The organism is Xanthomonas cannabis pv. cannabis (genome assembly GCF_000802365.1).
Classification (GTDB): domain Bacteria; phylum Pseudomonadota; class Gammaproteobacteria; order Xanthomonadales; family Xanthomonadaceae; genus Xanthomonas; species Xanthomonas cannabis.
In genome coordinates this window covers 1-26,646 of sequence record NZ_JSZE01000071.1, presented here as the reverse complement: position 1 = coordinate 26,646, position 26,646 = coordinate 1, and the positions used below count along the sequence as shown (strand labels likewise).

Here is a 26,646-nt window from a genome sequence, read left to right as displayed (position 1 = left end):
GCCGAAGTTGTCGTATTCCTGATACACGCGCCAATCGATGCCGGCGGCCTGCAGCCGCTGCGCATACGTGGTCCAGCCCATCGCCGCGTAACCGGGCTTGTCGCGCGCCATGTCGGCAGTCCAGTTGCCATCGTCGGCGTTGTCGGCCACCTGTGCGCGCAGGTCGCCCACGCTCAGGCCGCTGGTGCCGGTGAACAGGTACATGCGGTTGGGATTGGTCGGCCCATGCATCGAGCAGAAATAGCCATCGCAAATGGTGAAGGCGTCGGCCAGCGCGTGGTAGTACGGGATGTCCTGACGCTGGAAATACCCCATCGTCAGCTCGCCCTTGTACGGCACCCAGGTGTCGTATTCGGCCCAGCGTGCCGGGTCCTGCCCGTGGCCGGCTTTCCAGGAGTGATCCAGGCTCTTGATCAGCGGCGCGCAGGTGGTTTGCGAATCGAATGCGAACGGCAACAGGCGCCGTCCATCGGCCGCGGGCTGGCTCCAGACCGGGTTGCCGTCGCGCAGTTGCAACGCATGCGGGTCGCCGAATCCGCGCACGCCGCGCAGTGCGCCGAAATAATGATCGAACGAGCGATTTTCCTGCATCAGGATCACCACATGCTCGATGTCGCGCAACGTGCCGGTGCGCGAATTGGCCGGCAGCGCCAGCGCGCGCCCGATCGACGAAGGCAGCGCCCCGGCCGCAGTGAGTGCAGCAACCCGCTTGAGGAAATCGCGGCGCGAAGCAGATGACGTCATGACCAAGTTCCTAGCAAAGCCCACGCAATGCAGCGCGCGATGCGGCTGCAGCGCACGTGTATAGCGGGCGAGCACGACAGTTTTGCGACAGCCACCGTCATCAATGTTTCATGAGCCGTTGACACCCTGCGTCGCGAAACGCCGGTGTTGCACCGCGCGTCCGCCCTCAGCCGTGCTCGAACAGGATTCCCCCATGACTTCCGCTCGTCGTTTTGATGTCACTCCGCTGGCGCTCGCCCTGGCCGCGCTGCTTCCCGTCATGGCGCAGGCCGCCGACCCGGTGACCAGCGTGGCCGACGCACCGGCAACACCGGCCGATGCCACAGGCAATGCAACGCAGCTGGACGCCATCAACGTGGTCTCGCAGGGCAGCACGCGGCAGGTGCAGCGCATCAGCCGCCAGGACATCGAACAACTCACACCGGGCAGCAGCGCCTTCAAGGCCGTCGAAAAACTGCCCGGCGTGCAGTTCCAGTCCGCCGACCCGTTCGGCACCTACGAGTGGTCCACGCAGGTGACCCTGCACGGCTTCGATCAGAGCCGCCTGGGCTACACGCTCGACGGCATCCCGCTGGGCAACATGAGTTACGGCGTCACCAACGGCCTGCACATCACCCGCGCCATCATTTCGGAAAACCTTGGCTCGGTGGAAATCGCGCAAGGCGCCGGCGCGCTCGGCACCGCCTCCAATACCAATCTCGGCGGCACCATGCAGTTCTATTCGGCCGATCCGCAGACCACGCCCGGCGCGCGGTTGGTGCAGACGGTGGGCAGCGACGCGACACGCCGCACCTTCGTGCGCGCCGACACCGGCGACCGCAACGGCTTGTCGGCGTACCTGTCCTACGCCAACGCCAGCACCGACAAGTGGAAGGGCTTCGGCGACCAGACCTCCGAACAGGCCAACCTCAAGACCGTGTACCAGTGGGGCGATGGCAACCGCCTGAGCCTGTTCGTGGATACCTCGCGGCGCAAGGAATACGACTACATGGATCTGTCGTTGACCAGCCAGCGCGCACTGGGCTGGGACTACGACTATCTGCAGCCGGACTGGGCCACCGCCGTGCAGATGGCGCGTGCGTATCAAAACACCGGCGCCACCAGCGGCGTGGCCAACGGTTACCCGCAATCGCTGGCCGGGCTGCCCAGCGATTACAGCTGGCTCGATGCCAGCTACTACGCCGGCGGCGGCCTGCGGCGCGACAATCTCGCCGGCCTGTCCGGCACCTTCGTGTTCGGTGGCGCAACGCTCGATGCCACCGGCTACTACCACGCCAATCGTGGCGAAGGGCAATGGGTGACGCCGTACGTGGCCACCTCGGCGCAGGTTCCGGTGTCGATGCGTACCACCGACTATGGTCTGGATCGTTTTGGCGGCACCAGCGCCTTGAAGTGGTCGTGGGGCAATCACGATCTGGAAGTCGGTGCATGGGCGGAAAACGCGCGCACCACGCAGGGCCGCAATTACTTCGCGCTCGGCAACGAGGGCTATACCTCGCTGTACAACGTCCTTGAGGCACAGACCCCGTTCCGCCGCGATTTCCAGCAACGCTACACCACCCAGACCCGCATGCTGTACCTGCAGGACACCGTGCGCCTGCTCGATGACCGGCTGACGCTGAACTACGGCGCAAAGGCGCTGGACACCACCACACGCGCGCAATCGCTGGTGCCGACCACCGCACTGGCGCAGGGCCGCATCCGTGCCGAAGACAACTTCCTGCCGCAGGTGGGCGTGAACTACAAACTCGACGAGCGCCAGGACATCTACGCGTCCTACAGCAAGAACATCGCCGCCTTCGGTTTCACTCCGTTCGCCACCTCGCAGGCCGCCTTTGACCGCAGCCGCTCCACGCTGGAGCCGGAAGAGTCGCAAACCGTGCAGATGGGTTACCGCCTGCAGGACGAGCAGTTCCAGCTTTCGGCTGATGCCTACTTCACCAAGTTCTCCAACCGCCTGTTGACCACCTCGCCGTGCACCGCGGTGCAGACCTGCGCCTCGATCCTGAGCAATGTCGGTGCGCTACACAGCACCGGTGCGGATCTGGCACTGATGTGGCGCCCGGTCGAAGGCCTGAGCTGGTTGAACTCGCTGTCTTGGAACCGCTCGCGCTATCAGGACGATTACCTCAACAACGGCGTGGTCGCCACCTCCGGCAAGGACGTGGTCGGCATTCCGGCGCTGATGTTCTCCTCCAGCGCCAGCTACCAGCTCGGCAACCTGCGCCTGGACCTGGACGGCAAGTATGTCGACAAGCGCTACATCACCTTCCTCAACGACTCGCAGGTGCCGTCGTACTGGCTGTTCAATGCAGGCGCGCGCTACGACTTCGGCCGCGTCGGCCCGGTCGAGAATGTCGCGCTCGCCCTCAACATCACCAACCTCACCGACAAGCGCTACTTCGCCAGCACCGGCACCAACGGTTACGTCGCCTCCGATCCGGACGGCTATAACCAGACCATGGTGGTGGGTGCGCCACGGCAGTACTTCATGAGCCTGGATGTGAAGTTCTAAGTAGCGCTGCAGCGCCTGAAGCGCCCTCATCCAGCGCTACGCGCCACCTTCTCCCGCGCGCGGGAGAAGGCAGGCCGGAGGAGTCTTGACGCCTCAAGCCGGTCCGCAGCGCCCGTTCCCATAGCTTCACGCTTGCTCGGCTTATCCGTATCTCGCCTCACCTGCTTTCCGTCTTCCCTGCCCCTGCCGTTCTCGGCCTCATCTACTTTTTGCCTTCTCCGCTCTTCCTTTCTGCCTTCCCCGAGCGGTGGCCGGTCTTGCCCGGCGGCCCCCTCCTTGTCGACGTCCCTGCTTGCTGACTTCCCTGTCGCTCGACTCCCTTGTACCTCGACTTCTCTGTAGCTCGACTTCCCTGCCCTTCCCCCGCCTGCGGGGGAAGGTGCCCGAAGGGCGGATGGGGGCAACCGCCCGGCAACAGACGCATCCTGTCTGCCAACCCACCCATCACCACCACGTCCCGACCCGGACTGCGCCGGGACCATTGCTCTTGCACCGCCACATGCATCCGCCTGGCCCCCGCATATAATCGGCGGCTTATCTTTCACTCAGCAGGCCCCGCCAGATGGCGCAGACGATGAAGGCGCTGGTCAAGCGCGAAGCGAACAAAGGCATCTGGCTGGAACAGGTTCCCGTGCCGACGCCAGGCCCCAACGAGGTATTGATCAAGCTGGAAAAGACCGCCATTTGCGGTACCGATCTGCATATCTACCTGTGGGACGAGTGGAGCCAGCGCACCATCACTCCCGGCCTGACCATCGGCCATGAGTTCGTCGGCCGCGTGGCCGAGCTCGGTTCGGCGGTCACCGGTTACCAGGTGGGCCAGCGCGTCTCGGCCGAAGGCCACATCGTCTGCGGCCACTGCCGCAACTGCCGCGGCGGGCGCCCGCACCTGTGCCCCAACACGGTCGGCATCGGCGTCAACGTCAACGGCGCCTTCGCCGAATACATGGTGATGCCCGCGTCCAACCTGTGGCCGATTCCGGACCAGATCCCGTCCGAGCTGGCCGCGTTCTTCGACCCGTACGGCAATGCCGCGCATTGCGCGCTGGAATTCGATGTCATCGGCGAGGACGTGCTGATCACCGGTGCCGGCCCGATCGGCATCATTGCCGCCGGCATCTGCAAGCACATCGGTGCGCGCAACGTGGTGGTCACCGACGTCAACGACTTCCGCCTCAAGCTGGCCGCCGACATGGGCGCCACGCGCGTGGTCAACGTCTCCAAGACCTCGCTCAAGGACGTCATGGCCGACCTGCACATGGAAGGCTTCGACGTGGGCCTGGAAATGAGCGGCAACCCGCGCGCGTTCAACGACATGCTCGACTGCATGTACCACGGCGGCAAGATCGCCATGCTCGGCATCATGCCGCGCGGCGCCGGTTGCGACTGGGACAAGATCATCTTCAAGGGTCTCACCGTGCAGGGCATCTACGGCCGCAAGATGTACGAGACCTGGTACAAGATGACGCAGCTGGTGCTGTCGGGGTTTCCGCTGCACAAGGTGCTGACCCATCAGTTGCCGATCGACGATTTCCAGAAAGGCTTCGACCTGATGGAAGAAGGCAAGGCCGGCAAGGTTGTGTTGAGCTGGAATTGATTGGCTAATGGTGCAGATACGCAAAAGGCGCCGCGAGGCGCCTTTTGTATTTCGGTCTTCAGAAGTGCTTGAAAACGCAGCGAGTGGTCCTTGGGTGCAGGCGAGCGCTTCAAGACACGCGACGTCGGCGAGGCAGACAAAGCTCAGTCGGTCGAGTGCGCGGTGCCCTCACCGCCCGCGGGACACGCCGTTAACCCGTCCATAGCGGCTCGATGGCGGCATCCATGCTGCCAGCGGCGAGGACACCGCACCAGACAGTTGGCTGGTTACTTTATTGAAAAACAAAACAGCGCGTCAGACGGCTTGGTTGCTCGATTGAATAACGAAACACCGCTGCCGCCAGTTTGCTGGTTGCTTCATTGAAGAACGAACCCCGCATCAGACGGTTTACTGGTGCTTGTTGAAAAACTCTGCGCAACGACCATCTCCACTGGTCCTTGCCCGCCCACCGTCGCGGGACCCTTGGCGGCATGGATGCCGCCAAGGAGCTACATGGACGTACTTGCAGCGTGTCCCGCGATGGTGGGCGGGCAAGGGCCCTGCAGCCAAGACACAGATCAACCGCTCTAAGCGATCGATCCGCACGATGCAATCGCGCCAAAACAAAACAACCAAGATTTAAGGCAAAGCGTCGTTTAAACAGGCGGCGAAGAATCCGCGCGGCCGCTCTTGCCGTCTATCCCCTTCGCAGCCGACGCGTCAAAGCCGCTGCTTAGTCCATCGCCATCACGGCCAGGTGACTGTCGCCGTTGCCACCAGATGGTTCTGCGAATTCTGCCGGCCAAAACCGAATTCGGCCGCTTCGCTGGTGTCGTAATAGCCCACGGTCAGGCCCAGCGGACCGAAGGTCTTGCCCACGTTGACGCCGAAATCGTTGTAGTCGTGGTCCACCTTGCTGAGTGCGGCGGTGTAGATGCTGTGCCCGGCATGGGCGCCAATGGTGAAGTTGTGCGGCAATGCCCAATTGGCATCCAGCGCGTAGTAGTAGCCGTCCGTGTCGGTGCCGTACAGATCGTTGGTGTAGGCAAGGGTCAGGCTGTAGGTTTTCAGGAATGTGGTCTTGGTGATCAGCTCGGCGTAGTTGGACGCGCCCGCGCCCAGGTACTGATAGCGGTTCACCATCACATCCAGGTTGAAGTTGGCGCTCAGGTCGGTGTTGTAGCCGACGAAGCCGTCCACCTCCCAATTCGGATCACCCGCGCCGTAGTCGACATTCGAACCCCAGGTGCCGACGTAAAAGCCATACGGCAACTTGTAGGTCAGCCCGGCCTGGAACGCCGGGTCTTCGTTGGTCTGCGAGATACCGCGGAACAGGTAGTCGCTGGTCACCGCAAAGGTCCCGCTGAGTGGCGAGGCAGGCGCGTTTTCCTCCTGTGCCTGTGCCAGCGGCACGACAGACAACAACAGCAACGACAGACAACAGGCGAGCGGGGTCTGCTTCATGGGGCATCTCCTGGAGCGATGGGCGAGCGGATGGCGCGAAGCGAGCTGCACTGACTTCTTAGTCGAACTGTCATTGCAGCGCAACATGAAAGTTGCGCTCGCTGGATCCAGCGCACATCCTGCACAAGCCGATGACGCCGATCAGGCCTCCGTCTCATCGACCAGCAGAGCCGAATCTTGATGGGACGGGAGTGGAGATTGGGGATCGGGATTGGCCACAGCGAAGCGAATCCCTGCCCTGCCCCAATCCCCATCACCACTCCCCTATCTCACCCATCCCGATTCCCGGCTGGTACCAGCCGGCTAGGTCAGGCCGGAAACACGCCGTAGTGGCGCGCGGCCAGGCGTAGTTGCTGCCCTGGCTGAAAACTTCCGGCCGACGCCGGCAGCTCCACTTCCACCTCGTTGCCTGCCGGCTCCAGCGTCGCGCGCAGGCGCAGACGCGCGCCGCTGCGCTGCGACCAGGCCACCGTGGCCGGCCAGCCCGCCTCGTCGGGCACCAGATCTTCCGGGCGCACGTAGACCTCGACCGGACCTGCGGCCAGGGCCGCATTGGCCGCGGGCAGCGCATGCCCGGCCACCTGGATCTGCCCCTGCGCCAGCACCCCGGGAATGCGGTTCACCGCCCCCACAAACGAATACACAAACGGCGAGGCCGGCTTGTCGTAGATCATCGCCGGCGTGTCGAGCTGCTCGATGCGGCCGCGGTTGAGGATGGCCACGCGGTCGGCCAGTTCCAGCGCCTCTTCCTGATCGTGGGTCACGAACACCGTGGTCAGGCCGGTGCGCTCGTGCAGCTCCCGCAGCCAGCGCCGCAGGTCGCGACGCACCTGCGCATCCAGCGCGCCGAACGGTTCGTCCAGCAGCAGCACGCGCGGCTCGATCGCCAGCGCGCGCGCCAATGCCACGCGCTGCCGTTGGCCGCCGGAGAGCTGGGTGGGATAGCGCTGCTCCAGGCCCTGCAACTGCACCAGCGCCAACAGCTCTTCCACGCGTGCACGGATGCGCGCTTTGGCCCAGCGCTCGTTGCCACGCCGCACGCGCAGCCCGAAGGCGATGTTCTCGAACACGTCCATATGCTTGAACAGCGCATAGTGCTGAAACACGAAGCCGACCCGGCGCGATTGCACGCTCATGCGGGTGGCGTCCTCGTCGCCGAACAGCACCTGCCCGCCATCGGCATGCTCCAGCCCGGCCATGATCCGCAGCAAGGTGGTCTTGCCCGAACCTGAGGGACCGAGCAGGGCCAGCAACTCGCCCTGGCGCACGTCCAGGGTGATGTCGTCCAGCGCGGTGAAGGTGTCGAACTGCTTGCGCAGGCGGTGGATGCGGATGCCCATGGTCACCTCAGTGGCGGTGGTTGGCGGCCAGCGCATCGCCGTGCCGCCATTCCAGATATGTCTTCAACGCCAGCGTCAGCAGCGCGGTCAAGGCCAGCAGCGAGGCGCAGGCAAATGCAGCGCTGTAGGCGTATTCGTTATAGAGAATTTCCACGTGCAGCGGCAGCGTGTTGGTGCGCCCGCGAATATGCCCGGACACTACCGATACCGCACCGAACTCGCCCATCGCGCGCGCCGCGCACAACAGCACGCCATACAGCAGGCCCCAGCGGATATTGGGCAGGGTCACCCGCCAGAACATCTGCCAGCCGCTCGCGCCCAGGCTCAGTGCAGCCAGCTCTTCATCGCTGCCCTGCTGCTCCATCAGCGGCATCAGCTCGCGCGCGATGAACGGGAAAGTGACAAACGTCGTTGCCAACACGATACCCGGCAACGCGAACACGATCCGCGGCAGCTGGATCACAAATTCGCCCAGCGCCGGCAGCTGCACCCGCCACCCTTCGTCGATCAGCGGCCAGGCCCAGCCACTGCGCCCGAAGATCAGCACGAAGATCAGGCCTGCCACCACCGGCGACACCGAGAACGGCAGGTCGATCAGGCTGACCAGCAGGCGTTTGCCCCGGAACTGATGCTTGCTGATGGCCCATGCCGCAGCGACGCCAAAGACTAGGTTCAGCGGCAACACGATCGCAGTCACCATCAGCGTCAGCTTGATCGCCGACAACGCATCCGGGTCGACCACTGCGCGCAGGAAGGTATCCCAGCCGCCACGCAACGCCTCGGCGAACACCAGCACCAGCGGCAGCAGCAGGAAGGCCAGCAGGAAGGCCAACGCGCCCAGGATCATCAACCACTGCACCCAGCGCGGCTCGTTGGTGGCCGAGTCGGTGATACGGCGCGCCTGCTCGGTCATCATGCGTGTCTGCAACAGGGAGGGCAACGATGAGACAGCATCGCTCATGCGGGCCTCCGTTGATAGCGCAGCAGGCGTGCCTGCAACGTATTGACCAGCAGCAGGATCACGAACGACAGCAGCAACATGGCCGCCGCAATCGCGGTGGCGCCGGCGTAGTCGAATTCTTCCAGCCGGATGGTGATCAGCAGCGGCGCGATCTCGGTGGAATTGGGCAGGTTGCCGGCAATGAAGATCACCGAGCCGTACTCACCCACCCCGCGCGCAAACGCCAGGGCAAAGCCGGTCAGCACCGCAGGCCACAGCCCCGGCAGCACCACCCGCCACACCGTCTGCCAGCGTGAGGCGCCCAGCGTGGCGGCGGCCGCTTCCAGCTCCCGCTCGCTTTCGGCCAGCACCGGCTGCACCACCCGCACCACGAACGGCAGGCCCACGAACACCAGCGCCAGCACGATGCCCAGCTGGGTGTACGCCACCTTGATGCCGATCGCCTCCAGCCAACGCCCGACCCAGCCGTTGCCGCCATACAACGCGGTCAACGCAATACCGGCCACTGCTGTAGGCAACGCGAACGGCAGATCGATCACCGCGTCGAACAAGCGCTTGCCCGGAAAGCTGTAGCGCACGAATACCCAGGCCACCCAGGTGCCCATCACCGCATTGAAGGCACCGGCCGCAAACGCAGTGCCGAAGCTCACCTGCAACGCCGACAGCACGCGCGGCTCGCTCCAGACCTTCCACAGCCCCTCCCAGCCCAGCCCACCGGTCTTGATGAAAATCCCCAGCAGCGGGATCAGCACGATCAGGCCCAGCCAGGTCAGGGTGATGCCCAGACTCAAGCCCAACCCCGGCATCACGCGCCGGCGCGATGGCGACACCGGGCCGGATGCAACCGATGTCCGCATGGCTACTTCTTGGCCTGGATCTGGTCGAACAGACCGCCGTCGGCAAAATGCTCCTGCTGCGCCTTCTCCCATGAGCCGAACGCCTGCTGGATGGTCACCAGCTTGATGTCCGGAAACCTCGCCATGTCGGCCGCATCGGCAAATTCAGGATGCCGCGGGCGATAGAAATGCTTGGCTGCCAGCTTCTGTCCCTCCGGCGCATACAGATAGCGCAGATAGGCTTCGGCCACCTCGCGGGTGCCGTGCTTGTCCACGTTCCTGTCCACCAGCGCCACCGACGGCTCGGCCAGGATCGACAGCTTCGGCACCACGATCTCGAACTTGTCCTTGCCCAGTTCCTCGCGCGCCAGCAGCGCCTCGTTTTCCCAGGCCAGCAGGACATCGCCGATCCCGCGCTGGACGAAGGTGGTGGTGGCGCCGCGTGCACCGGTATCGAGCACCGGCACATTACGAAACAAGGCCTGCATGTAGCGCAGGATGCGCTCGCGGTCGCCCTTGAAGATATGGTCGGCATAGGCCCAGGCGGCCAGATAGTTCCAGCGCGCACCACCGGAGGTTTTCGGATTCGGCGTCACCACCGCCACGCCCGAGCGCAGCAGGTCCGGCCAATCGTGGATATTTTTCGGGTTGCCCTTGCGCACCAGGAACACGATGGTCGACGTGTAAGGGGCGCTGTTGTCCGGCAGCCGCTTTTCCCAATCGCTGTCGATCAGCTTGGCCTTTTCGGCAATCGCGTCCACGTCGTAGGCCAGTGCCAGGGTGACCACATCGGCTTCGATGCCGTCGATGACTGCCCGCGCCTGCTTGCCCGAGCCGCCATGCGAGGTTTCCACGGTCACCGTGTCCTGCGGATGCTGCTGCTTCCACTGGGCTGCGAAGGCGGCGTTGTAGTCGCGGTAGAACTCGCGGGTGGGGTCGTAGCTCACGTTGAGCAGCCCGATATCACGCGCGCCGGCCGGGCCAGCCAGCGCCAGCAGCGTGCAGAACAGGGAAGCAAGACGGATACGGGGGTGTGTCACAACGATCTCCTGGCCGGTGGGCGCAGCTGAACAGCAAGCATGCCATGCTGCGCAGCGGCACGCAGGCGGTGAAATGACATCCGCGCCGCCGCTTATGCCGATTTTGCATGACGTAGTGGTATGCCATTGTGATCGTTAACATTGCGCTTCTTTCCTTGCCACAGCGACCGCCATGACCCGTCCGCCTGCCGCGCTCACCGCCCACTACGCCGCCGAACTGGAGACCCTCCAGTCCCAGGGCCTGTTCAAGTCCGAGCGCATCATCACCGGCCCGCAGTCGGCCCGGATCACCCTGGCAGACGGCCGCAGCGTGCTGAACTTCTGCGCCAACAACTACCTGGGCCTGGCCGACCACCCGGACATCATCCAGGCGGCCAAGGACGCGCTGGACACGCATGGCTTCGGCATGGCGTCGGTGCGCTTCATCTGCGGCACCCAGGACCTGCACAAGCAACTGGAACGCACTATCGCCGAGTTCTTCGGCACCGAAGACACCATCCTTTACGCGGCCTGTTTCGACGCCAACGGCGGCCTGTTCGAACCATTGCTTGGCGAAGCGGATGCCATCATTTCCGACGCGCTCAACCATGCCTCCATCATCGACGGCGTGCGCCTGTGCAAGGCCAAGCGTTTCCGTTACGCCAACTGCGACATGGCCGACCTGGAAGCGCAACTGCAGGCCGCCGACGCGGCCGGCTGCAAGACCAAGCTGATCACCAGCGACGGCGTGTTCTCGATGGACGGCTTCATCGCCCCGCTGGACGAGATCGCTGCCCTGGCCCGCAAGTACAACGCGCTGGTGCACATCGACGAATGCCACGCCACCGGCTTCCTGGGCGCCAGCGGTCGTGGCTCGGCCGAGGTCAAGGGCGTGCTGGACCAGATCGACATCTTCACCGGCACCCTGGGCAAGGCCATGGGCGGCGCACTGGGCGGCTTCACCACCGCAAGGCGCGAAGTGATCGAACTGCTGCGCCAGCGTTCGCGGCCCTACCTGTTTTCCAACTCGCTGCCGCCGCACGTGGTGGCCGCCGGCATCAAGGCGTTCGAGATGCTGGATGCGGCCGGCGAGCTGCGCAGGCAGCTGGTGGACAACACCCGCTACTTCCGTGAGCGCATGACCGCGGCCGGCTTCGATCTCAAGCCCGGCGTGCACCCGATCAGCCCGGTGATGCTCTACGACGCGCCATTGGCGCAGAAGTTTGCAGAGCGCCTGCTCGAAGAAGGCATCTACGCCATCGGCTTCTTCTTCCCGGTGGTGCCCAAGGGGCAGGCGCGCATCCGTACCCAGATCAGCGCCGCACACACCCGCGAGCACCTGGATCAGGCCATCGATGCCTTCATCAAGATCGGCCGCGAACTGGACATCATCAAGTCCTGAGCATGCGCACGGTCCTGCGCCAACGGCTCCTGCTCGCGGCGCAGACCAATGCCCAGGCGCAGCGGCTTGCCGATCGCTGGGAAACCCGCTGCCTGCATTGCCGGCGGCGCCTGCAGGTCCGTGCCGACGGCGAGCCGCTCGGCCACACCACCCTGGAACACGTGGTACCGCAGGCCTGGTTCGGCCGGCGCGCCGCCGCCGCGCTCTGCGCGCTGGTGGGTGACGCCCCCAATGACGCACGCAATCTCGCGCTGGCCTGTGCCAGCTGCAACCACGCCAAGGGCAGGCGCCATGACGCCAACGGTGCTGGCGATGCGCGCGCCGTCGAAGTGGTTGGCGCCTTGCTCAGCGCGCGCCTGGCGCGCTGGCGGGAGCCGACATCAGCGCCCGGACTTCCGCCGCACTGAGCTCGCGCCAGGCGCCCTTGCCCAGCGCCCCCATTGCCAGCGAACCGATCGCCACGCGCACCAGCCGCAGCACACCGATATCCAAGGCCGCCAGCAGCCGGCGGATCTGCCGGTTGCGGCCTTCGTCCAGCACGATTTCCAGCCAGGCATTGCGCTCGCCTTCGCGCAACAATCGCACCTGTTTGGCGCGCAGCAACACCCCGCCGCCGTCCAGGTCGGGGTCGATCACTCCGGCCTGCAGTTGCGCCAGCCGCTCGACACTCGGGCGGCAATCGATCTGCACGTGATAGGTCTTGTCCGGCCCGCTGCCCGGGTCGGTCACTGCCGCAGCCCATTGCGGGTCATTGCTGAACAGCAGCAGCCCCTCGCTGGCCTTGTCCAGCCGCCCCACCGGCGCGATCCACGGCAGACCGGCGCCATCGAAGCAGCGGTAGACGGTGTCCCTGCCCTGCTCGTCGCGGGCCGTGGTCACCACACCACGCGGTTTGTTGAGCATCAGGTACAGGCGCGCAGGCCCGGTCAGCGGCTGACCATCGACGGTAATGGATGCCTGCTGGTCGGTGCGGATCGGAAACTCGGGGTCGCGGATCACCCGCATGGCGACGCTGACCCGCCCATCGGCGATCCAGCGCGCCGCTTCGGTGCGCGAACACACACCCAGCTTGGACAACACCCGCGCCAGCCCATGGCGTGGCGCAGAATGATCGGCACCTGCAGCCGATGCACGCACGCCGCGCACCGGTGCCGCCGGGGCGCGCTGACGAGGCCGGGACGTCGCCGGCGGTGGTCGCCGGGTCATGCCGTCCCGACCGTGCGGCTTACTTGGTTTCGACCGGCTTGACGTCGGCAGCAGGCGCAGCCGGCGCCGGTGCGGCCACCGGACGCGCCTTGACCACGCGCACGCCGCGCGCCTTCATCCAGGCATCGAATTCTTCGGCGGTCATGCGCTTGCCGTTCTGGCTCATGTCAAAGCGCCACGGCGTGTTGTCGAAAGCGGTCGTGGCCTTGTAGGCCGCCGGATCGTTCGGGTTGACGGTGCCGCCCGGTGGAATGACCTTGGCCAGGTCCTGGCAGCCTTCCATGCGCAGGCGCAGCAGCACGCGGTCGACCGATTGATCACTGCTATACGGCTGTGCCAGCACGCCGGTGGGCATGCCCAGCTGCACGCTGCGGGCATAGAACTCGGCAGCGGCCGGCGCGATGACGGTGGCGGGCAACGGCAACGGCTGGGAGACCGTGTTGCCGGCGCAGTTCGGTGCGGCGTAGGCGGCGGGAATCAAGGCGAGACAGAGCAATCCTGCCGAAGCGGTACGCAGCATCGTGGTTCTTCCAGTAAGAGTGTGGTGTCGACGCGGCGAGTGTAGGCAGCGATGAACGCTGTTTCAACAGGAACCGCATATCGACGGCAACGCAGACAGCATGGCGGTCCGGCTGCGGCTGAATTCGGGAGTTTTTGGATCACACATAGACAAAACCCGGCACGAGGCCGGGTTTTGTATGAAGCAAGCCAGCGGCCAGATTAGTTCTGGACGTTCAGCTCGGTACGACGGTTCTTCGCACGGCCTTCCGGATTGTCGGAACCATCCGGGTTGGCGTTCGGAGCAATCGGACGGCTCTCGCCGTAGCCGATCGGGCCGACCAGACGCGACGCATCAACGCCGTTCTTGGTCAGGTAGTCATACACGGTGGTCGCGCGACGCTCGGACAGCTTCTGGTTGTACGCGTCGGTACCCTTCGAGTCGGTGTGACCGGCAACCTCGACCTTCAGGTCGGGGTAACGCTTCAGGATCTCGGTCGCTTCGCTCAGGATCGACACGGCATCCGGACGCAGGGTCGACTTGTTGAAGTCGAAGTTCACGCCCTTCAGGTCGATCGAGACAGGAACCGGGCAACCGTCCGGACCGATGGTCTGGCCAGGCTGCGAGTTCGGGCACTTGTCGTCGCAGTTGTTGACGCCGTCACCGTCGTCATCCAGATCGGCGCAGCTCGGAGCAACCGGAGCCGGAGCCGGCGGCGGAGCGGTCGACGGAGCCGGTCCCAGCGGGATCACGACGCCGACCGAAGCCAGCACGTCGCCGAACCAGTCTTCCTGCGGAGCAGCAACGCTCTGGTCGTTGAAGTCGGCGCGATAGGCCAGTTCAGCACGCACGGCGACGCGCTTGTCGAAGGTGGTCTGCAGACCGACACCAGCCTTGGCGGCAAAGTTGCCGTCCTTCTGCTGGCCCGGCGACACCGGGTTCGGGGTCGCGTCGAATTCTTCTTCCGAACGCTGGTAGCCCAGACCGAACAGCAGGTAGGGGTTCCAGCCGCGGCCTTCCTGGATGAAGTGGCGACGCAGGTCGAACGAGATGCCGTACTGGCTCCAGTTCTGGTCCTGGTTGGCGTCGAAGTTCGGGTTCTGATAGTTCAGTTCGCCGTCGATCGACCAGTTCGGGCTGACGAACTTGCCCAGGCCCAGGGTGACGAACGGAGCATCATTGGTCAGGCGATCGCTGTCCTGGAAGTTGAAGCCAGCGCTACCGGTCAGGTACCAACGGTCATCGAACTCCTGCGCGGAAGCAGCCTGGGCCACTGCCAGACCGCCGAGCAACGCGGCAGTGAGAATTTTCTTGTTCATTTATACAGCTCCTTCTTTGGGAGATAAAACCGGTAGAGGCGGTGTTCTTGGTAAAGATGCTCGTCACATCCAGAGCCATCGGGGCGCAGATTAAGCCGGCCTCGGTGAAGATCGCGTTAACGGTCATATAACATGTGAAAGCAATCGCCAGGGCCGCCGAGCCCATTCGATATTACGTATACAGTTTCATGAAGAAAAGGGCCCGGCGCTCACTTTCGCTTATCGGAACACATGAACATCAGCCGAATCGGGGCGATTGAAGACGGTTCCATTCAAGGCACCTTCGGGTGCCCCGACGTAGCAGGAAAACCACATAGGTGAACGCCAGGCCCCGTGCGAGCTGAATTGTGGGGTGCGTGGTTGCAGAGCACTGACGTCACAACGCACCCTGAACTTCCCATCAGGAGCATCCCGATGAAAGCCGTCGCCCTCATCAGATCCTTGCCGATCGACGACCCTGCATCACTGCTTGACATCGAGGTACCAAGCCCTGGGGCGCCCTCGGGGTATGACTTATTGGTACGGGTGGAAGCGATCTCCGTGAATCCGGTCGACACCAAGGTACGCGCGTCCACGCCGCAGGCCTTGCCCGAGCCGATGATCCTGGGCTACGACGCGGCCGGAGTGATCGAAGCGGTCGGTCCGGAGGTCACCGCGTTTGCGGTAGGCGATGAGGTGTATTACGCCGGCGATGTCGGCCGGCCGGGCAGCAACGCGCAGTTCCAGTGGGTGGATGCACGCATTGCCGGCTGCAAGCCGACCTCGCTCAGCTTTGCGCAGGCAGCGGCATTGCCGCTGACCACCCTGACGGCCTGGGAGCTGCTGTTCCAGCGCATGCCCTTCGCCTTCGACGGCGCGCGTCAACGCGGCCGGCACCTGTTGATCATTGGCGGCGCTGGTGGCGTTGGATCGATCGCGATCCAGTTGGCACGGCATGCCGGCTTCACGGTGATCGCGACTGCATCGCGCCCGGAGAGCATTGAATGGGTCCGGCAGATGGGCGCTCATCATGTAATCGATCACCATCGTCCGTTGCCCGCGCAGTTACAGGCACTGGGCCTGCAGACCGTGGACGCGGCGCTGAACCTGGCCGATACCGACCGCTACTGGCAGCAGTTGGGCGAAGTCCTGGCACCGCAAGGGCATATCGGCCTGATCGTGGAGCCGCGCGGTGCGCTGACCATTGGCGGCCCCTACAAGTCCAAGTGCATCGGCATCCATTGGGAGCACATGTTCGCGCGGGCGCGCCACGCGACCGACGACATGGTGGAACAGCACCGCATCCTCAACCGCGCCGCGAGCCTGATCGATGCCGGCGAGCTACGCACGACGCACACCGAGACGCTGTCGCCGATCAACGCCGAAAATCTGCGCCAGGCGCATCGGCGCCTGGAAAGCGGCAGCACGATCGGCAAGCTGGTGCTGGCCGGCTGGTAACCGCATCGGTGGCTGCGCCGCAGCTTGCACGGCGGCGGCAGTGGATGCGCTGCACGCTGCCGACGCCTGCCATCCGGTGAACGAGCGCCGGGATCTGGCCCGCTGCGGCTGCGTGGGCAGACGGTACGCAAGAAGGCGTTGGCGCGCACGGAGGGCGCGATGGTGCCTGCGGTGCTGTCGCGACGCGAAATCCGCTACCGGGGCTTGCCGCCACGCCCGTTTGACGGCATCGTGCGCACTCCGTACGCCAGCGTATCCACCTCATGTCGCCCGCCACCGGCCCTTCCGCCTTCCCGCACCTGTTCACCCCGCTCGATCTGGGCTTCACCCAACTGCGCAACCGGGTCCTGATGGGCTCGATGCATACCGGGCTGGAAGACCGCGCGCGCGATTTCCCCAGGCTGGCCGCGTATTTTGCCGAGCGCGCCGAGGGCGGTGTCGGCCTGATCGTGACCGGCGGTTTCTCGCCGAACGTGGTGGGCTGGCTCAAACCTTTCGGCGGCAAGCTGTCGTGGCCCTGGGAAGTACGCCCGCATCGCCAGGTCACCCGGGCGGTGCACGCGCACGGCGCCAAGATCTGCCTGCAACTGCTGCACGCCGGGCGCTATGCCTACCATCCGTTGTCGGTGGCGCCTTCCAAACTGCAGGCGCCGATCAATCCCTTCACCCCGCGCGCGTTGTCGGCATCGGCAGTGGACCGGCAGATTGCCGCGTATGCCCGCGCAGCGCGGCTGGCACGCGAGGCCGGCTACGACGGCGTGGAGGTGATGGGATCGGAAGGCTATCTGATCAACGAGTTCACCGCCGCGCGTACCAACAAGCGCAGCGACGCCTGGGGCGGCGACGCAGCCAAACGCATGCGCTTTGCCGTGGAGATCGTGCGCCGCATCCGCGAGGCCTGCGGAGAGGACTTCATCATCATCTACCGATTGTCGTTGGTGGACCTGGTCGAGGACGGCAACCAGTGGCAGGAGATCCTGGCACAGGCGCAGGCGATCGAAGCGGCCGGCGCGACCATCATCAACTCCGGCATCGGCTGGCATGAGGCGCGCATTCCGACCATTGCCACCTCGGTACCACGCGCCGCATTCGCCAGCGTGACCGCAAAGCTCAAACCGCACCTGCGCATTCCGGTGGTGGCGAGCAACCGCATCAACATGCCGGAGGTGGCCGAGCGCATCCTCGCCGACGGCGCGGCGGACATGGTGTCGCTGGCACGGCCGTTGCTGGCCGACCCGCAGTGGGCCAACAAGGCGCGCGCCGGGCAATCGCACACCATCAATACGTGTATCGCCTGCAATCAGGCGTGCCTGGACCATGTGTTCGAAAACAAGCTGGCTACCTGCCTGGTCAACCCGCGCGCCGTGCACGAAACCGAGCTGGTCTACACACCCACGGCCACGCCCAAGCGCATCGCCGTGGTCGGCGCCGGACCCGCGGGCCTGGCGTGCGCGACGGTGGCGGCAGAACGCGGTCACCGGGTGACGCTGTTCGATGCGAGCAGCGCCATCGGCGGCCAGTTCAACGTGGCAAAACGCATTCCCGGCAAGGAAGAATTCACTGAAACGCTGCGCTATTTCAGCCACCGCATCGAGGCCACCGGCGTGCAGCTGCGACTGGAGACGCGCGTGCAGGCAGACGACCTGAAGGACTTCGACGAGGTGGTGCTGGCAACCGGTATCGAGCCGCGCAAGGTGGACTTTCCCGGCGCCGATCATCCGATGGTGGTCAGCTATCTGGACGTGGTGCTGGGCCGCCACGTCGCCGCCGGCAAGGTGGCGATCATCGGAGCCGGTGGAATTGGCTTCGATGTCGGCGAATTCCTGGTGCATGAGGGTGCGTCGGTATCGCTGGATCCACAGCGCTGGATGGCCGAATGGGGCGTGGATCCGACGTTCGAGGCCCGCGGCGCGCTGTGCAAACCGCAACCCGAGCGCCCTGCCCGCCAGGTCTGGCTGTTGCAGCGCAGCCCCGGGCGCCCCGGCGCGCGGCTGGGCAAGACCACCGGCTGGATTCACCGCGCAACGCTCAAGGCCAAAGGCGTCAAGATGCTCGGTGGTGTGGAGTATCTGGGGGTGGACGATGCCGGCCTGCGCATCCGCGTGGACGGCAGCGAGCAACTGCTCGACGTGGGCACGGTGGTGGTCTGCGCCGGCCAGGAGCCGCGGCGTGAATTGCTTGCCGCGCTGCAGGCCAACGGTCAGCAACCGCATCTGATCGGCGGCGCAGACGTGGCCGCCGAACTGGATGCCAAGCGTGCCATCAACCAGGCCAGCCGACTCGCTGCCACGTTGTAAACAACCCAACTCGAACGACGCCGGTGCGCCGAGAGCTGCCCTCACACCGTGACGCAGCTTCGGTCATTGCGCATCTGACGATAAAGCGCATGCGGCTTCTGCCTGTATGCGGAACGCGTCCTTGCCGACGTAAGTGTTTCGTCGTGCGTCGTGCGTCGTGCGTCGTGCGTCGTGCGCAATGACATCGCGTTGCAACGGTCTCATGTGACAGAAAAGCGCGCATGCGTGTTCGCTGCCGAATACGCAATGCGTGCAGGCCGTGTGAACTAAAAAGTAGCGCGCGCCATCGTGCTTGCGGCTGCATCGCCTGCCGTTTCGCAAAGCGCGCGTGTCGCTCCGTCAATGCGACGCGTGCGGCGTGTTGCGATGCGTGAGCCGACACCGGCGTAACGTAGGCGCAGCCGCGCTGACGCTGCGTCAACCCTGCCCATTCAGCCACGATTGTGTGATCGGCGCCTACCTTGCGCCAACTTTTTGACCCACCCACTTGGTGGGCACCTCCGGTAGATCTCTCTTCGCCGGAGACCGGGCGGCCCGTGACAGGTCGCCTCCCCATGACGCCAAGCCCTTCGCACTGGTGCACCCACATTGGGCGCTCTGCGGATCGGCCCATACGGAGCAAGGAGTTCTATGAAACTGGCTTGGATACTCTGGCTGTCGCAATTATTGCCGCAGCCTGCTGCAGATTCGTTGTGTTTGAGTACAACCGTCTATCTGGAAGCGCGCGACCAGACCTTGCGTGGCCAGCAGGCCGTTGCAGAAGTTGCGTTGCGTCGGCTGGACAGCGGGCTGTGGGGCGACTCGATGTGCCAGGTGGTGACCGCGCGCAAGCAGTTCGCACCCACCATCGTCTCTCCGGGTACGCAGTTGAAGAATGACGATGCCTGGAACAAGGCATTGGGCGTGGCCCTGGCTGCGGAGCGCAACTGGGCGTTGCCCGTGGGGCAGCGCAAGGAGATCGTGCCAGGCGCGAGCCACTTCGCCGCCAGTGCAATTGCCAGCCCGAGCTGGCGTAACGCCTATCAGGTTGCCACCATCGGCGACCACACGTTCTACCGCGTGCAGAAGCTGCGTCCGCGCACTGCGTCCTGACCGACATCCCTGCCTTGCAATGCGCTGCGGCGTGTCGTTACCGCCGCCCGCATGCACGCAGTGTTTGCCGCCGTTCCCACGGATAACGATCTACCGCATCGCGCTGCGTTTGATGTCGCGCGCTGCACGCAGGCGTCCGCGGTGCGCCGCCAGTAGATCACTGCGCGTGACGATGCCGAGCACGCGCAATGTCTGCGCCCCGTCGACGACCACCAACCGCCCCACCCCGGCATCGCTCATGTGATCGGCGGCATCGCGCAACGAATGCTCTTCACCGATCACCAGCGGGGCGCGTTGCACGAGTGCGCCGAGCGGCAGGTCATCTGCGTGGCGGGAATCGAGCAGATCACGGCGTGTCAGCACGCCCCGCAGCGCACCGTCGGATCCGATCACGGGGAAGCCGTGGTGGGTGATGCCTGCTGCGCCACTGCTCAACCACTGGCGTACCTCGTGCAGGGTTTGCGTCTCATGCAGGCTCACCACGTCGCGGCTGCACACGCTGCGCACGGCAATCTGATCCAGGTGATCCGCACTGTAGTCCGATGGAACGCGCACACCGCGACGCACGATTTTTTCAGTCATGATCGTGTGCTGCATCATCAGGCCCGATACCAGATACGCCGCCGCGCAGGCACCCAACAACGGCACTAACCCGTGCGTTTGCTGCGTGGCTTCGAAGGCAAAGATCACCGACGCCAGAAATGCGCGTGATGCGCCTGCAAACATCGCCGCCATGCACACCAGTGCCGCCATTCGCGGATCCACGCCCAGGGCGGGCGCATACGTCGCCAACGCGATCCCCAGCACGCCACCCAAGGCGCCGCCGATGGTGAACAACGGTGCGAGCGTGCCGCCGGACGTGCCGCTGCCCAGCGCCACCGACCAGGACACCAGCTTGGCAACGCACAGCACCAGCATCGTACCCAGCCCCGCGCTGCCGCCCAGCACGAGAATGATGTTGTCGTAGCCCACACCCAGCGTGCGCGGCACCCAATAGCCGACAATGCCGACGACCAGGCCACCGATCGCAGGCCACCACATCCAGTGCAGCGGAATGTGCTCAAAGGCGTCTTCGATGCCGTAGGTCAGACGCGTCACTCCAACGCTGATCGCACCGACCAGCGCGCCCATCGCGACATAGGCGAACAATGCGCTCAGCATCGCCGGCGGCAATGCCGGCATCGGAAATACCGGCCCGCTGCCTTCGAATACAGCATGCATCGCAGCGCCGACCATCGCAGCCAATGCCACCGGAATCAGCGAGCGCGCGCGGCGTTCGAACAGCAGCAATTCGATCGCCAGGACCACCGCAGCGATCGGTGTCGCAAAGATCGCGGCCATGCCTGCGGCTGCACCTGCGGCAAGCAAGGTCTTGCGCTCGTCGGCAGTGACATGCAACCGCTGCCCCAGCAGCGAACCGAGCGCGCCACCGGTGGCGATGATCGGCCCTTCCGCACCAAACGGCCCGCCAGTCCCGATCGCCACCGCAGACGATGTCGGCTTGAGCCAGGTCATGATCGGCGGAATGCGGCTGTCGTTGCGCAAGACCTGTTCCATCGCTTCGGGAATGCCGTGCCCGCGAATCGCGCGCGAGCCATGGCGGGCCATGATGCCGACGATCACTCCACCGATCACCGGCACTGCAATGGCCCAGGCACCCAGTGCGTGTCCTGCCGGGCTGACCATCTCGGTGCGCAGGCGCCCGAAGTACGCAAGATTGGTCACCAGTCCGATCAACGCGGTGAGCACCTGCGCCACGCCGGCCACCACGATCGCCAGCATCACACTCAGGCTGGCGATCCAGATCACGCGACGTTCCAGCGGTGGAGATTGCTGCGGCAAGTGGGCCTGCACCTGCGCGGCGCCCAACGATGGGACAAGCGGAATCGCCGCGCGTGATTGCGTGGTGGGAGCAGAGTCGTACAAGGGGAAACGCCAGAAAATGCGACGCGGCAAAGGCTACGCCGATCACATCGTAGTAGCTGGCTGGAACTTAAATCGGCGCGCGCACCGCATCGGCGAGGCATGTCGTTCGATCGAGCACGCGACCTCCCACGCGCCTGGCAGGACACCACGGCAAAGACGTCTAGCTCTTTCTCTCGTCGCATCGAGCCGGCGGCGCCCTACATGCGCCACCTGGCTCGCCTTGCGCATTCGCTGGCCACAAGCAGCCGCCCGCACCACGCTCGCGGCCGGCCGGCCGGACGACCGCGGCATACGCCCGCCCAAGAGCGGCTGACAACACCACCGTGCAGCCGTCAGGCGGGCGCGGTCGGCGCCCGGAATCGGCCTATCCCACGCGTACCCCGGTTCCGAGCGCGCTGCCCACACCTACCTGACGACTGCTCGCTACGTTCTGTTGGCTGCTCTAAGCTTGCGCACCTGTCCCTCATTGGATTGACCATGAAGCTTTACACCAAGCCGGGCGCCTGTTCGCTGGCAGATCACATCGTGTTGCGTTGGTCCGGGCTGCCCTTCGACTTGGTCGTGGTCGATGCAGCCACCATGAAGTCGCCCGAGTATCTGCGCCTGAACCCGGCCGGTGCGGTGCCGCTGCTGGTCGTCGACGACTGGGCCTTGACCCAGAACGCCGCCATCCTCAACTACATCGCCGACATCGCCCCGCTTACCGGCCTGGGCGGCGATGGCAGCGCGCGCAGCCGCGCCGAGATCAATCGCTGGATCGCCTTTTCGAATGCCGATGTGCATCCGGCCTTCAAGCCCATCTTCGGCAGCACCGCCTATCTGCAGGACGAGGCCTTGATTGCGCGCAGCCAAGACGATGCACGCAGCAAGCTGCGTACGCTCTACACCCGCGTCGATGCACATCTGCAAGACCGCCAGTGGCTGGCCGGCGACAGCCATACCGGAGCCGATGCCTATCTGTTCGTGACGGTGCGTTGGGCCAACAAGGCAGGCGTGGATCTGAGCGGACTGAGCGCACTGGATGCCTTCTTCCAGCGCATGCAGGCCGACGCCGATGTGCAGGCTGCGCTGTCGGCCGAAGGCCTGGCGTAAACGCCACCGCTGCCTGGTGATGCGACGTGGCTGCCAGCGATGTGCATCGCCGAAGATGCACGTCGCAAGGCATCCCGCCTCAGGCGCACCATCGCCGCGCATCGCATCGCTTGTCGAAACCACCGGCATGCGGCCACAAAAAAAACGCCGGGCAGTGCCCGGCGTTTTTTACTTGCACCACACGTATGACTCAGCCCAGCAGGTGCGACACGCCGCTGCGCTCTTCTTCCAGCTCGGCCAGGGTCTTGTCGATGTACTTCTGGCTGAAGTCGTCGATCGGCAGATCCTTGACGATGGTGTACTTGCCGTTTTCGGTGGTGACCGGGAAGCCGAACATCACGCCTTCCGGAATGCCGTAGGAACCGTCCGACGGCACGCCCATGGTGACCCACTTGCCGTTGCTGCCCAGCACCCAGTCGCGCACGTGATCGATGGCCGCATTGGCAGCCGACGCAGCCGAGGACAGGCCACGCGCTTCGATGATCGCCGCGCCGCGCTTGCCCACGGTCGGGATGAAGGTGGACGCATTCCATTCCTGGTCGTTGATCGCATCGCCGATGGAGGCGCCATCAGCGGTGGCGAAACGATAGTCCGGGTACATGGTCGGGCTGTGGTTGCCCCACACCACCAGCTTTTCGATGCCGCCGACCGGCTTGCCGAGCTTGGCCGAGAGCTGGCTCAGCGCGCGGTTGTGGTCCAGGCGCAGCATGGCGGTGAAATTCTTCGGGTCCAGGTCCGGGGCCGACTTCATCGCGATATAGGCATTGGTGTTGGCCGGGTTGCCGACCACCAGCACCTTGACGTCGCGCTTGGCGACCTTGTTCAACGCCGCGCCCTGCGCGGTGAAGATCTCCGCATTGGCCAACAGCAGGTCCTTGCGCTCCATGCCCGGGCCGCGTGGACGCGAACCCACCAGCAGGGCGACATCGACGTCCTTGAACGCCACTTCGGCGTCGTCGGTACCGACCATGCCGGCCAGCAGCGGGAACGCGCAATCTTCCAGTTCCATCATCACGCCCTTGAGGGCGGCCTGCGCCTTCTCGAGCGGCAGTTCAAGCAACTGCAGGATGACCGGCTGATCCTTGCCCAGCATTTCGCCCGAGGCGATACGGAACAGCAGGGCATAGCCGATCTGGCCGGCGGCGCCGGTCACAGCAACACGAACAGGTGCTTTCATGGGATGTTTCCTCTGCTAAAAAGCGTTGGTGGGGGTGGCGCGCTGGCGGGGCCCAAGGCCTGGCGGCGCGCGTTGACAAGCAAACGGCCGCACAGGGCGGCCGTTCGACAGGATGCGATCAGGCGGCGAGGATCTTGTTCCACTCCGCAACGCGGTCGGCCTTGGCGGCCAGCACGGCGTCGGTATCGCCTTCAATGGTGAGGGTGTTGATGGTGTCGCCCTGGGCAACGCTATCGACCACGTCCAGGCCCTGGGTGACCTTGCCGAACACGGTGTGCTTGCCATCCAGCCACGGCGTGGCGGTGTGGGTGATGAAAAACTGGCTGCCGTTGGTGTTGGGGCCGGCATTGGCCATGGACAGCACGCCGCGCTCGTGGCCGACGCCGTTATTGGTCTCGTCTTCGAACCGGTAACCCGGGCCGCCGCGACCGGACCCTTCCGGGCAGCCGCCCTGGATCATGAAGTCGGCGATGACGCGGTGGAAGCTCAGGCCGTTGTAGAAACCGCGCTTGGCCAGGTTGACGAAGTTGGCAACGGTCAGCGGAGCCTTCTCCGGGTACAGCTCGACGACGATCGGGCCGCGGGACGTGTCGAAAGTGGCGATCAGGGACATGGAAATCCTTGCAGGTTCTGGAGTGATCAACAGCCCATTAGGATACACCCGGGCGCGTGGACGACCGCGCGGATACGACCATGGTCCAACGCTCCTGCCCGCCAGCGCGCCCGGCCCGTCACGCTGGCTGAATGGGCGATCTGAATCGACTTTGGTCAATTGGCAACGGCAGCGCAATGAAACCGCTATAATGTCGGGCTTACCTCATCTCAAGACTGGCGCCAGACAGGGGCCCTTTCCGCATGTCCATTGAAAAACTCCGCAATATCGCCATCGTCGCGCACGTCGACCACGGCAAGACCACCCTCGTCGACTGCCTGCTGAAGCAGTCCGGCACCCTGTCCGAACGCACCGTCTTGGCTGAGCGCGTGATGGACAGCAACGACCAGGAAAAGGAACGTGGCATCACGATCCTGGCTAAGAACACCGCCATCACCTGGCAGGGCAACCGCATCAACATCGTCGACACCCCGGGACACGCCGACTTCGGTGGCGAAGTCGAGCGCGTGCTGTCGATGGTGGACTCGGTGCTGATCCTGGTCGACGCGATGGACGGCCCGATGCCGCAGACCCGCTTCGTGACCCAGAAGGCCTTCGCGATGGGCTTCAAGCCGATCGTGGTGGTCAACAAGATCGACCGTCCCGGCGCACGCCCGGACTGGGTGATCGACCAGGTGTTCGACCTGTTCGACAAGCTCGGCGCCACCGACGAACAGCTGGACTTCCCGATCGTCTACACCTCCGCACTGAACGGCTACGCCAGCCTGGATTCGGACGTGCGCGACGGCGACATGACCCCGCTGTACGAAGCGATCATGCAGCACGTGTCGGCTCCGGACGTGGACCCGGACGGCCCGTTCCAGATGCGCATCAGCCAGCTGGACTACAACAACTTCGTCGGCGTGATCGGCATCGGCCGTATCCAGCGCGGCGTGCTGAAGAAGAACATGCCGGTCAGCGTGATCGACCGCGAAGGCAAGAAGCGTCAGGGCAAGGTGCTGCAGGTGCTGGGCTTCCTCGGCCTGGAGCGCATCGAGCAGGACACCGCCGAGGCCGGCGACATCGTGGCCATCTCCGGCATCCAGGAACTGACCATCTCCGACACCGTGTGCGCGCTCGATCACCCCGAAGCGCTGCCGGCGCTGACCGTGGACGAGCCCACCATCTCGATGACCTTCCAGGTCAACAACTCGCCGTTCGCCGGCAACAAGGACCTGTCCGGCGGCAAGTTCCTGACCAGCCGCCAGCTGCGCGACCGCCTGGACCGCGAGAAGGTGCATAACGTGGCACTGAAGGTCGAGGAAGGTTCCGACGCCGACAAGTTCCTGGTCTCCGGCCGTGGCGAACTGCACCTGTCGGTGCTGATCGAGAACATGCGCCGTGAAGGCTACGAGTTGGCCGTGTCGCGTCCGGAAGTCATCATCAAGGAAATCGACGGCAAGCTGATGGAGCCGATCGAACAGCTGGTGGTGGACATCGAAGAACAGCACCAGGGTGGCGTGATGGAAAAGCTGGGCACCCGCAAGGGCCAGCTGAAGAACATGGAGCCGGACGGCAAGGGCCGCGTGCGTCTGGATTACATGATCCCGGCGCGTGGCCTGATCGGCTTCCAGAACGAATTCCGCACCCTGACCCAGGGCTCGGGCCTGCTGTTCCACGTGTTCGACCATTACGGTCCGAAGGAACAGGGCGCCATCGCCAAGCGCCAGAACGGCGTGATGATTGCCAATGCACCGGGCGCAACGCCGGCCTATGCACTGGGGCCGTTGGAAGAGCGTGGCCGCCTGTTCGCCGCTGAAGGCGACAACGTGTACGAAGGCCAGCTGATCGGTATCCACTCCAAGGACAACGATCTGACCGTCAACGCGATCAAGACCAAGCCGCTGACCAACATGCGCGCGTCGGGCAAGGACGATGCAATCAAGCTGACCCCGGCCATCAAGTACACGCTGGAACAGGCGCTGGACTTCATCGAGGACGACGAGCTGGTGGAAGTCACCCCGAAGGAAATCCGCCTGCGCAAGAAGTTCCTGACCGAAAGCGACCGTAAGCGCGCTGGCCGTTCCGGCTAAGCACTGACGACCACTGTCGTGAGCAACACGCCCTACAGCCCGGATGCGCGCGCGCATCC

The 26,646-nt window shown here is 64.8% G+C and carries 20 protein-coding genes, 1 other RNA gene and 1 pseudogene; 10 read left to right on the top strand and 12 right to left on the bottom strand.

Annotated elements, in window-relative coordinates:
* On the bottom strand, window positions 1-744 hold a 744-nt coding region (locus OZ10_RS13035; RefSeq protein WP_039565317.1), incomplete at its 3' end, for an alkaline phosphatase family protein.
* Window positions 745-847: 103 nt separating this feature from the next.
* Between OZ10_RS13035 and OZ10_RS13030 the strand changes: the two genes are divergently transcribed.
* A complete protein-coding gene (locus tag OZ10_RS13030; RefSeq protein ID WP_081419514.1) occupies window positions 848-3,259 on the top strand; it encodes a TonB-dependent receptor in 2,412 nt (803 codons plus the stop codon).
* 562 nt (window positions 3,260-3,821) lie between these two features.
* Window positions 3,822-4,856: an L-threonine 3-dehydrogenase gene (gene tdh, locus OZ10_RS13025; RefSeq protein ID WP_179455019.1), complete on the top strand. Its 1,035-nt coding sequence runs from the start codon at window positions 3,822-3,824 to the stop codon at window positions 4,854-4,856.
* Window positions 4,857-5,582: 726 nt separating this feature from the next.
* On the opposite strand, the gene OZ10_RS13020 is transcribed toward tdh, so the two are convergent.
* The 5 genes and pseudogenes from OZ10_RS13020 to OZ10_RS13000 form a co-directional block, all read right to left on the bottom strand.
* Window positions 5,583-6,299: a TorF family putative porin gene (locus OZ10_RS13020; protein ID WP_039413160.1), complete on the bottom strand. Its 717-nt coding sequence runs from the start codon at window positions 6,297-6,299 to the stop codon at window positions 5,583-5,585.
* A 308-nt stretch (window positions 6,300-6,607) separates the two neighbouring features.
* Window positions 6,608-7,639, bottom strand: a complete 1,032-nt coding sequence (locus OZ10_RS13015; protein ID WP_039413222.1) for a sulfate/molybdate ABC transporter ATP-binding protein — start codon at window positions 7,637-7,639, stop codon at window positions 6,608-6,610.
* Window positions 7,640-7,646: 7 nt separating this feature from the next.
* Window positions 7,647-8,600 carry a sulfate ABC transporter permease subunit CysW gene (gene cysW, locus OZ10_RS13010; protein ID WP_039413164.1) on the bottom strand — a complete coding sequence of 318 codons (954 nt, stop codon included), beginning with the start codon at window positions 8,598-8,600 and terminating at the stop codon, window positions 7,647-7,649.
* Window positions 8,597-9,457 (bottom strand): sulfate ABC transporter permease subunit CysT, encoded by an 861-nt coding sequence (cysT, locus tag OZ10_RS13005; RefSeq protein ID WP_039413167.1) that lies wholly within the window; start codon window positions 9,455-9,457, stop codon window positions 8,597-8,599. Before cysT ends, cysW begins: the two co-directional genes overlap by 4 nt.
* A 2-nt stretch (window positions 9,458-9,459) precedes the next feature.
* Window positions 9,460-10,556, bottom strand: a pseudogene (locus tag OZ10_RS13000) (sulfate ABC transporter substrate-binding protein).
* A gap of 92 nt (window positions 10,557-10,648) precedes the next feature.
* Between OZ10_RS13000 and kbl the strand changes: the two are divergent.
* The gene (gene kbl, locus OZ10_RS12995) at window positions 10,649-11,857 is read left to right on the top strand and encodes a glycine C-acetyltransferase (RefSeq protein ID WP_039565310.1); all 1,209 of its coding nucleotides are present in this window, start codon (window positions 10,649-10,651) and stop codon (window positions 11,855-11,857) included.
* Between the two features lie 2 nt (window positions 11,858-11,859).
* Window positions 11,860-12,264: an HNH endonuclease gene (locus tag OZ10_RS12990; RefSeq protein WP_039565309.1), complete on the top strand. Its 405-nt coding sequence runs from the start codon at window positions 11,860-11,862 to the stop codon at window positions 12,262-12,264.
* Here OZ10_RS12990 and OZ10_RS12985 read toward each other — a convergent pair.
* The 3 genes from OZ10_RS12985 to OZ10_RS12975 form a co-directional block, all read right to left on the bottom strand.
* The gene (locus OZ10_RS12985; protein ID WP_039565306.1) at window positions 12,203-13,063 is read right to left on the bottom strand and encodes a pseudouridine synthase; all 861 of its coding nucleotides are present in this window, start codon (window positions 13,061-13,063) and stop codon (window positions 12,203-12,205) included. The genes OZ10_RS12990 and OZ10_RS12985 overlap by 62 nt on opposite strands.
* A gap of 19 nt (window positions 13,064-13,082) precedes the next feature.
* The gene (locus tag OZ10_RS12980) at window positions 13,083-13,583 is read right to left on the bottom strand and encodes a hypothetical protein (RefSeq protein WP_039565305.1); all 501 of its coding nucleotides are present in this window, start codon (window positions 13,581-13,583) and stop codon (window positions 13,083-13,085) included.
* 200 nt (window positions 13,584-13,783) lie between these two features.
* Window positions 13,784-14,881 (bottom strand): OmpA family protein, encoded by a 1,098-nt coding sequence (locus OZ10_RS12975; protein ID WP_029219243.1) that lies wholly within the window; start codon window positions 14,879-14,881, stop codon window positions 13,784-13,786.
* 414 nt (window positions 14,882-15,295) lie between these two features.
* Between OZ10_RS12975 and OZ10_RS12970 the strand changes: the two genes are divergently transcribed.
* The 3 genes from OZ10_RS12970 to OZ10_RS12960 all read left to right on the top strand — a co-directional run bounded on the left by OZ10_RS12970 (window position 15,296) and on the right by OZ10_RS12960 (window position 19,707).
* Complete coding sequence (locus OZ10_RS12970) at window positions 15,296-16,318, top strand: zinc-binding alcohol dehydrogenase family protein (protein ID WP_039565303.1); 1,023 nt, start codon at window positions 15,296-15,298, stop codon at window positions 16,316-16,318.
* Window positions 16,319-16,581: 263 nt separating this feature from the next.
* Window positions 16,582-18,615 carry an NADPH-dependent 2,4-dienoyl-CoA reductase gene (locus OZ10_RS12965; protein WP_039565301.1) on the top strand — a complete coding sequence of 678 codons (2,034 nt, stop codon included), beginning with the start codon at window positions 16,582-16,584 and terminating at the stop codon, window positions 18,613-18,615.
* A gap of 630 nt (window positions 18,616-19,245) precedes the next feature.
* Window positions 19,246-19,707: a cell wall hydrolase gene (locus tag OZ10_RS12960; RefSeq protein ID WP_039413190.1), complete on the top strand. Its 462-nt coding sequence runs from the start codon at window positions 19,246-19,248 to the stop codon at window positions 19,705-19,707.
* A gap of 90 nt (window positions 19,708-19,797) precedes the next feature.
* On the opposite strand, the gene OZ10_RS12955 is transcribed toward OZ10_RS12960, so the two are convergent.
* The gene (locus tag OZ10_RS12955; protein WP_236726978.1) at window positions 19,798-21,489 is read right to left on the bottom strand and encodes a chloride channel protein; all 1,692 of its coding nucleotides are present in this window, start codon (window positions 21,487-21,489) and stop codon (window positions 19,798-19,800) included.
* 510 nt (window positions 21,490-21,999) lie between these two features.
* Here OZ10_RS12955 and OZ10_RS20675 point away from each other — a divergent pair.
* A non-coding RNA gene (locus OZ10_RS20675) (sX9 sRNA) lies at window positions 22,000-22,072 on the top strand.
* 38 nt (window positions 22,073-22,110) lie between these two features.
* Window positions 22,111-22,725: a glutathione binding-like protein gene (locus tag OZ10_RS12950; protein ID WP_039413192.1), complete on the top strand. Its 615-nt coding sequence runs from the start codon at window positions 22,111-22,113 to the stop codon at window positions 22,723-22,725.
* Window positions 22,726-22,915: 190 nt separating this feature from the next.
* Here the strand turns inward: OZ10_RS12950 and OZ10_RS12945 are convergent, their stop codons facing one another.
* Entirely contained in the window at window positions 22,916-23,902 is a 987-nt protein-coding gene (locus OZ10_RS12945) for a malate dehydrogenase (RefSeq protein ID WP_039413194.1), read from the bottom strand.
* Between the two features lie 118 nt (window positions 23,903-24,020).
* Window positions 24,021-24,515: a peptidylprolyl isomerase gene (locus OZ10_RS12940; protein WP_039413197.1), complete on the bottom strand. Its 495-nt coding sequence runs from the start codon at window positions 24,513-24,515 to the stop codon at window positions 24,021-24,023.
* 242 nt (window positions 24,516-24,757) lie between these two features.
* Here OZ10_RS12940 and typA point away from each other — a divergent pair, with 242 nt between their 5' ends.
* Entirely contained in the window at window positions 24,758-26,587 is a 1,830-nt protein-coding gene (gene typA / locus OZ10_RS12935) for a translational GTPase TypA (protein ID WP_039413200.1), read from the top strand.
* Window positions 26,588-26,646: the final 59 nt, after the last annotated feature.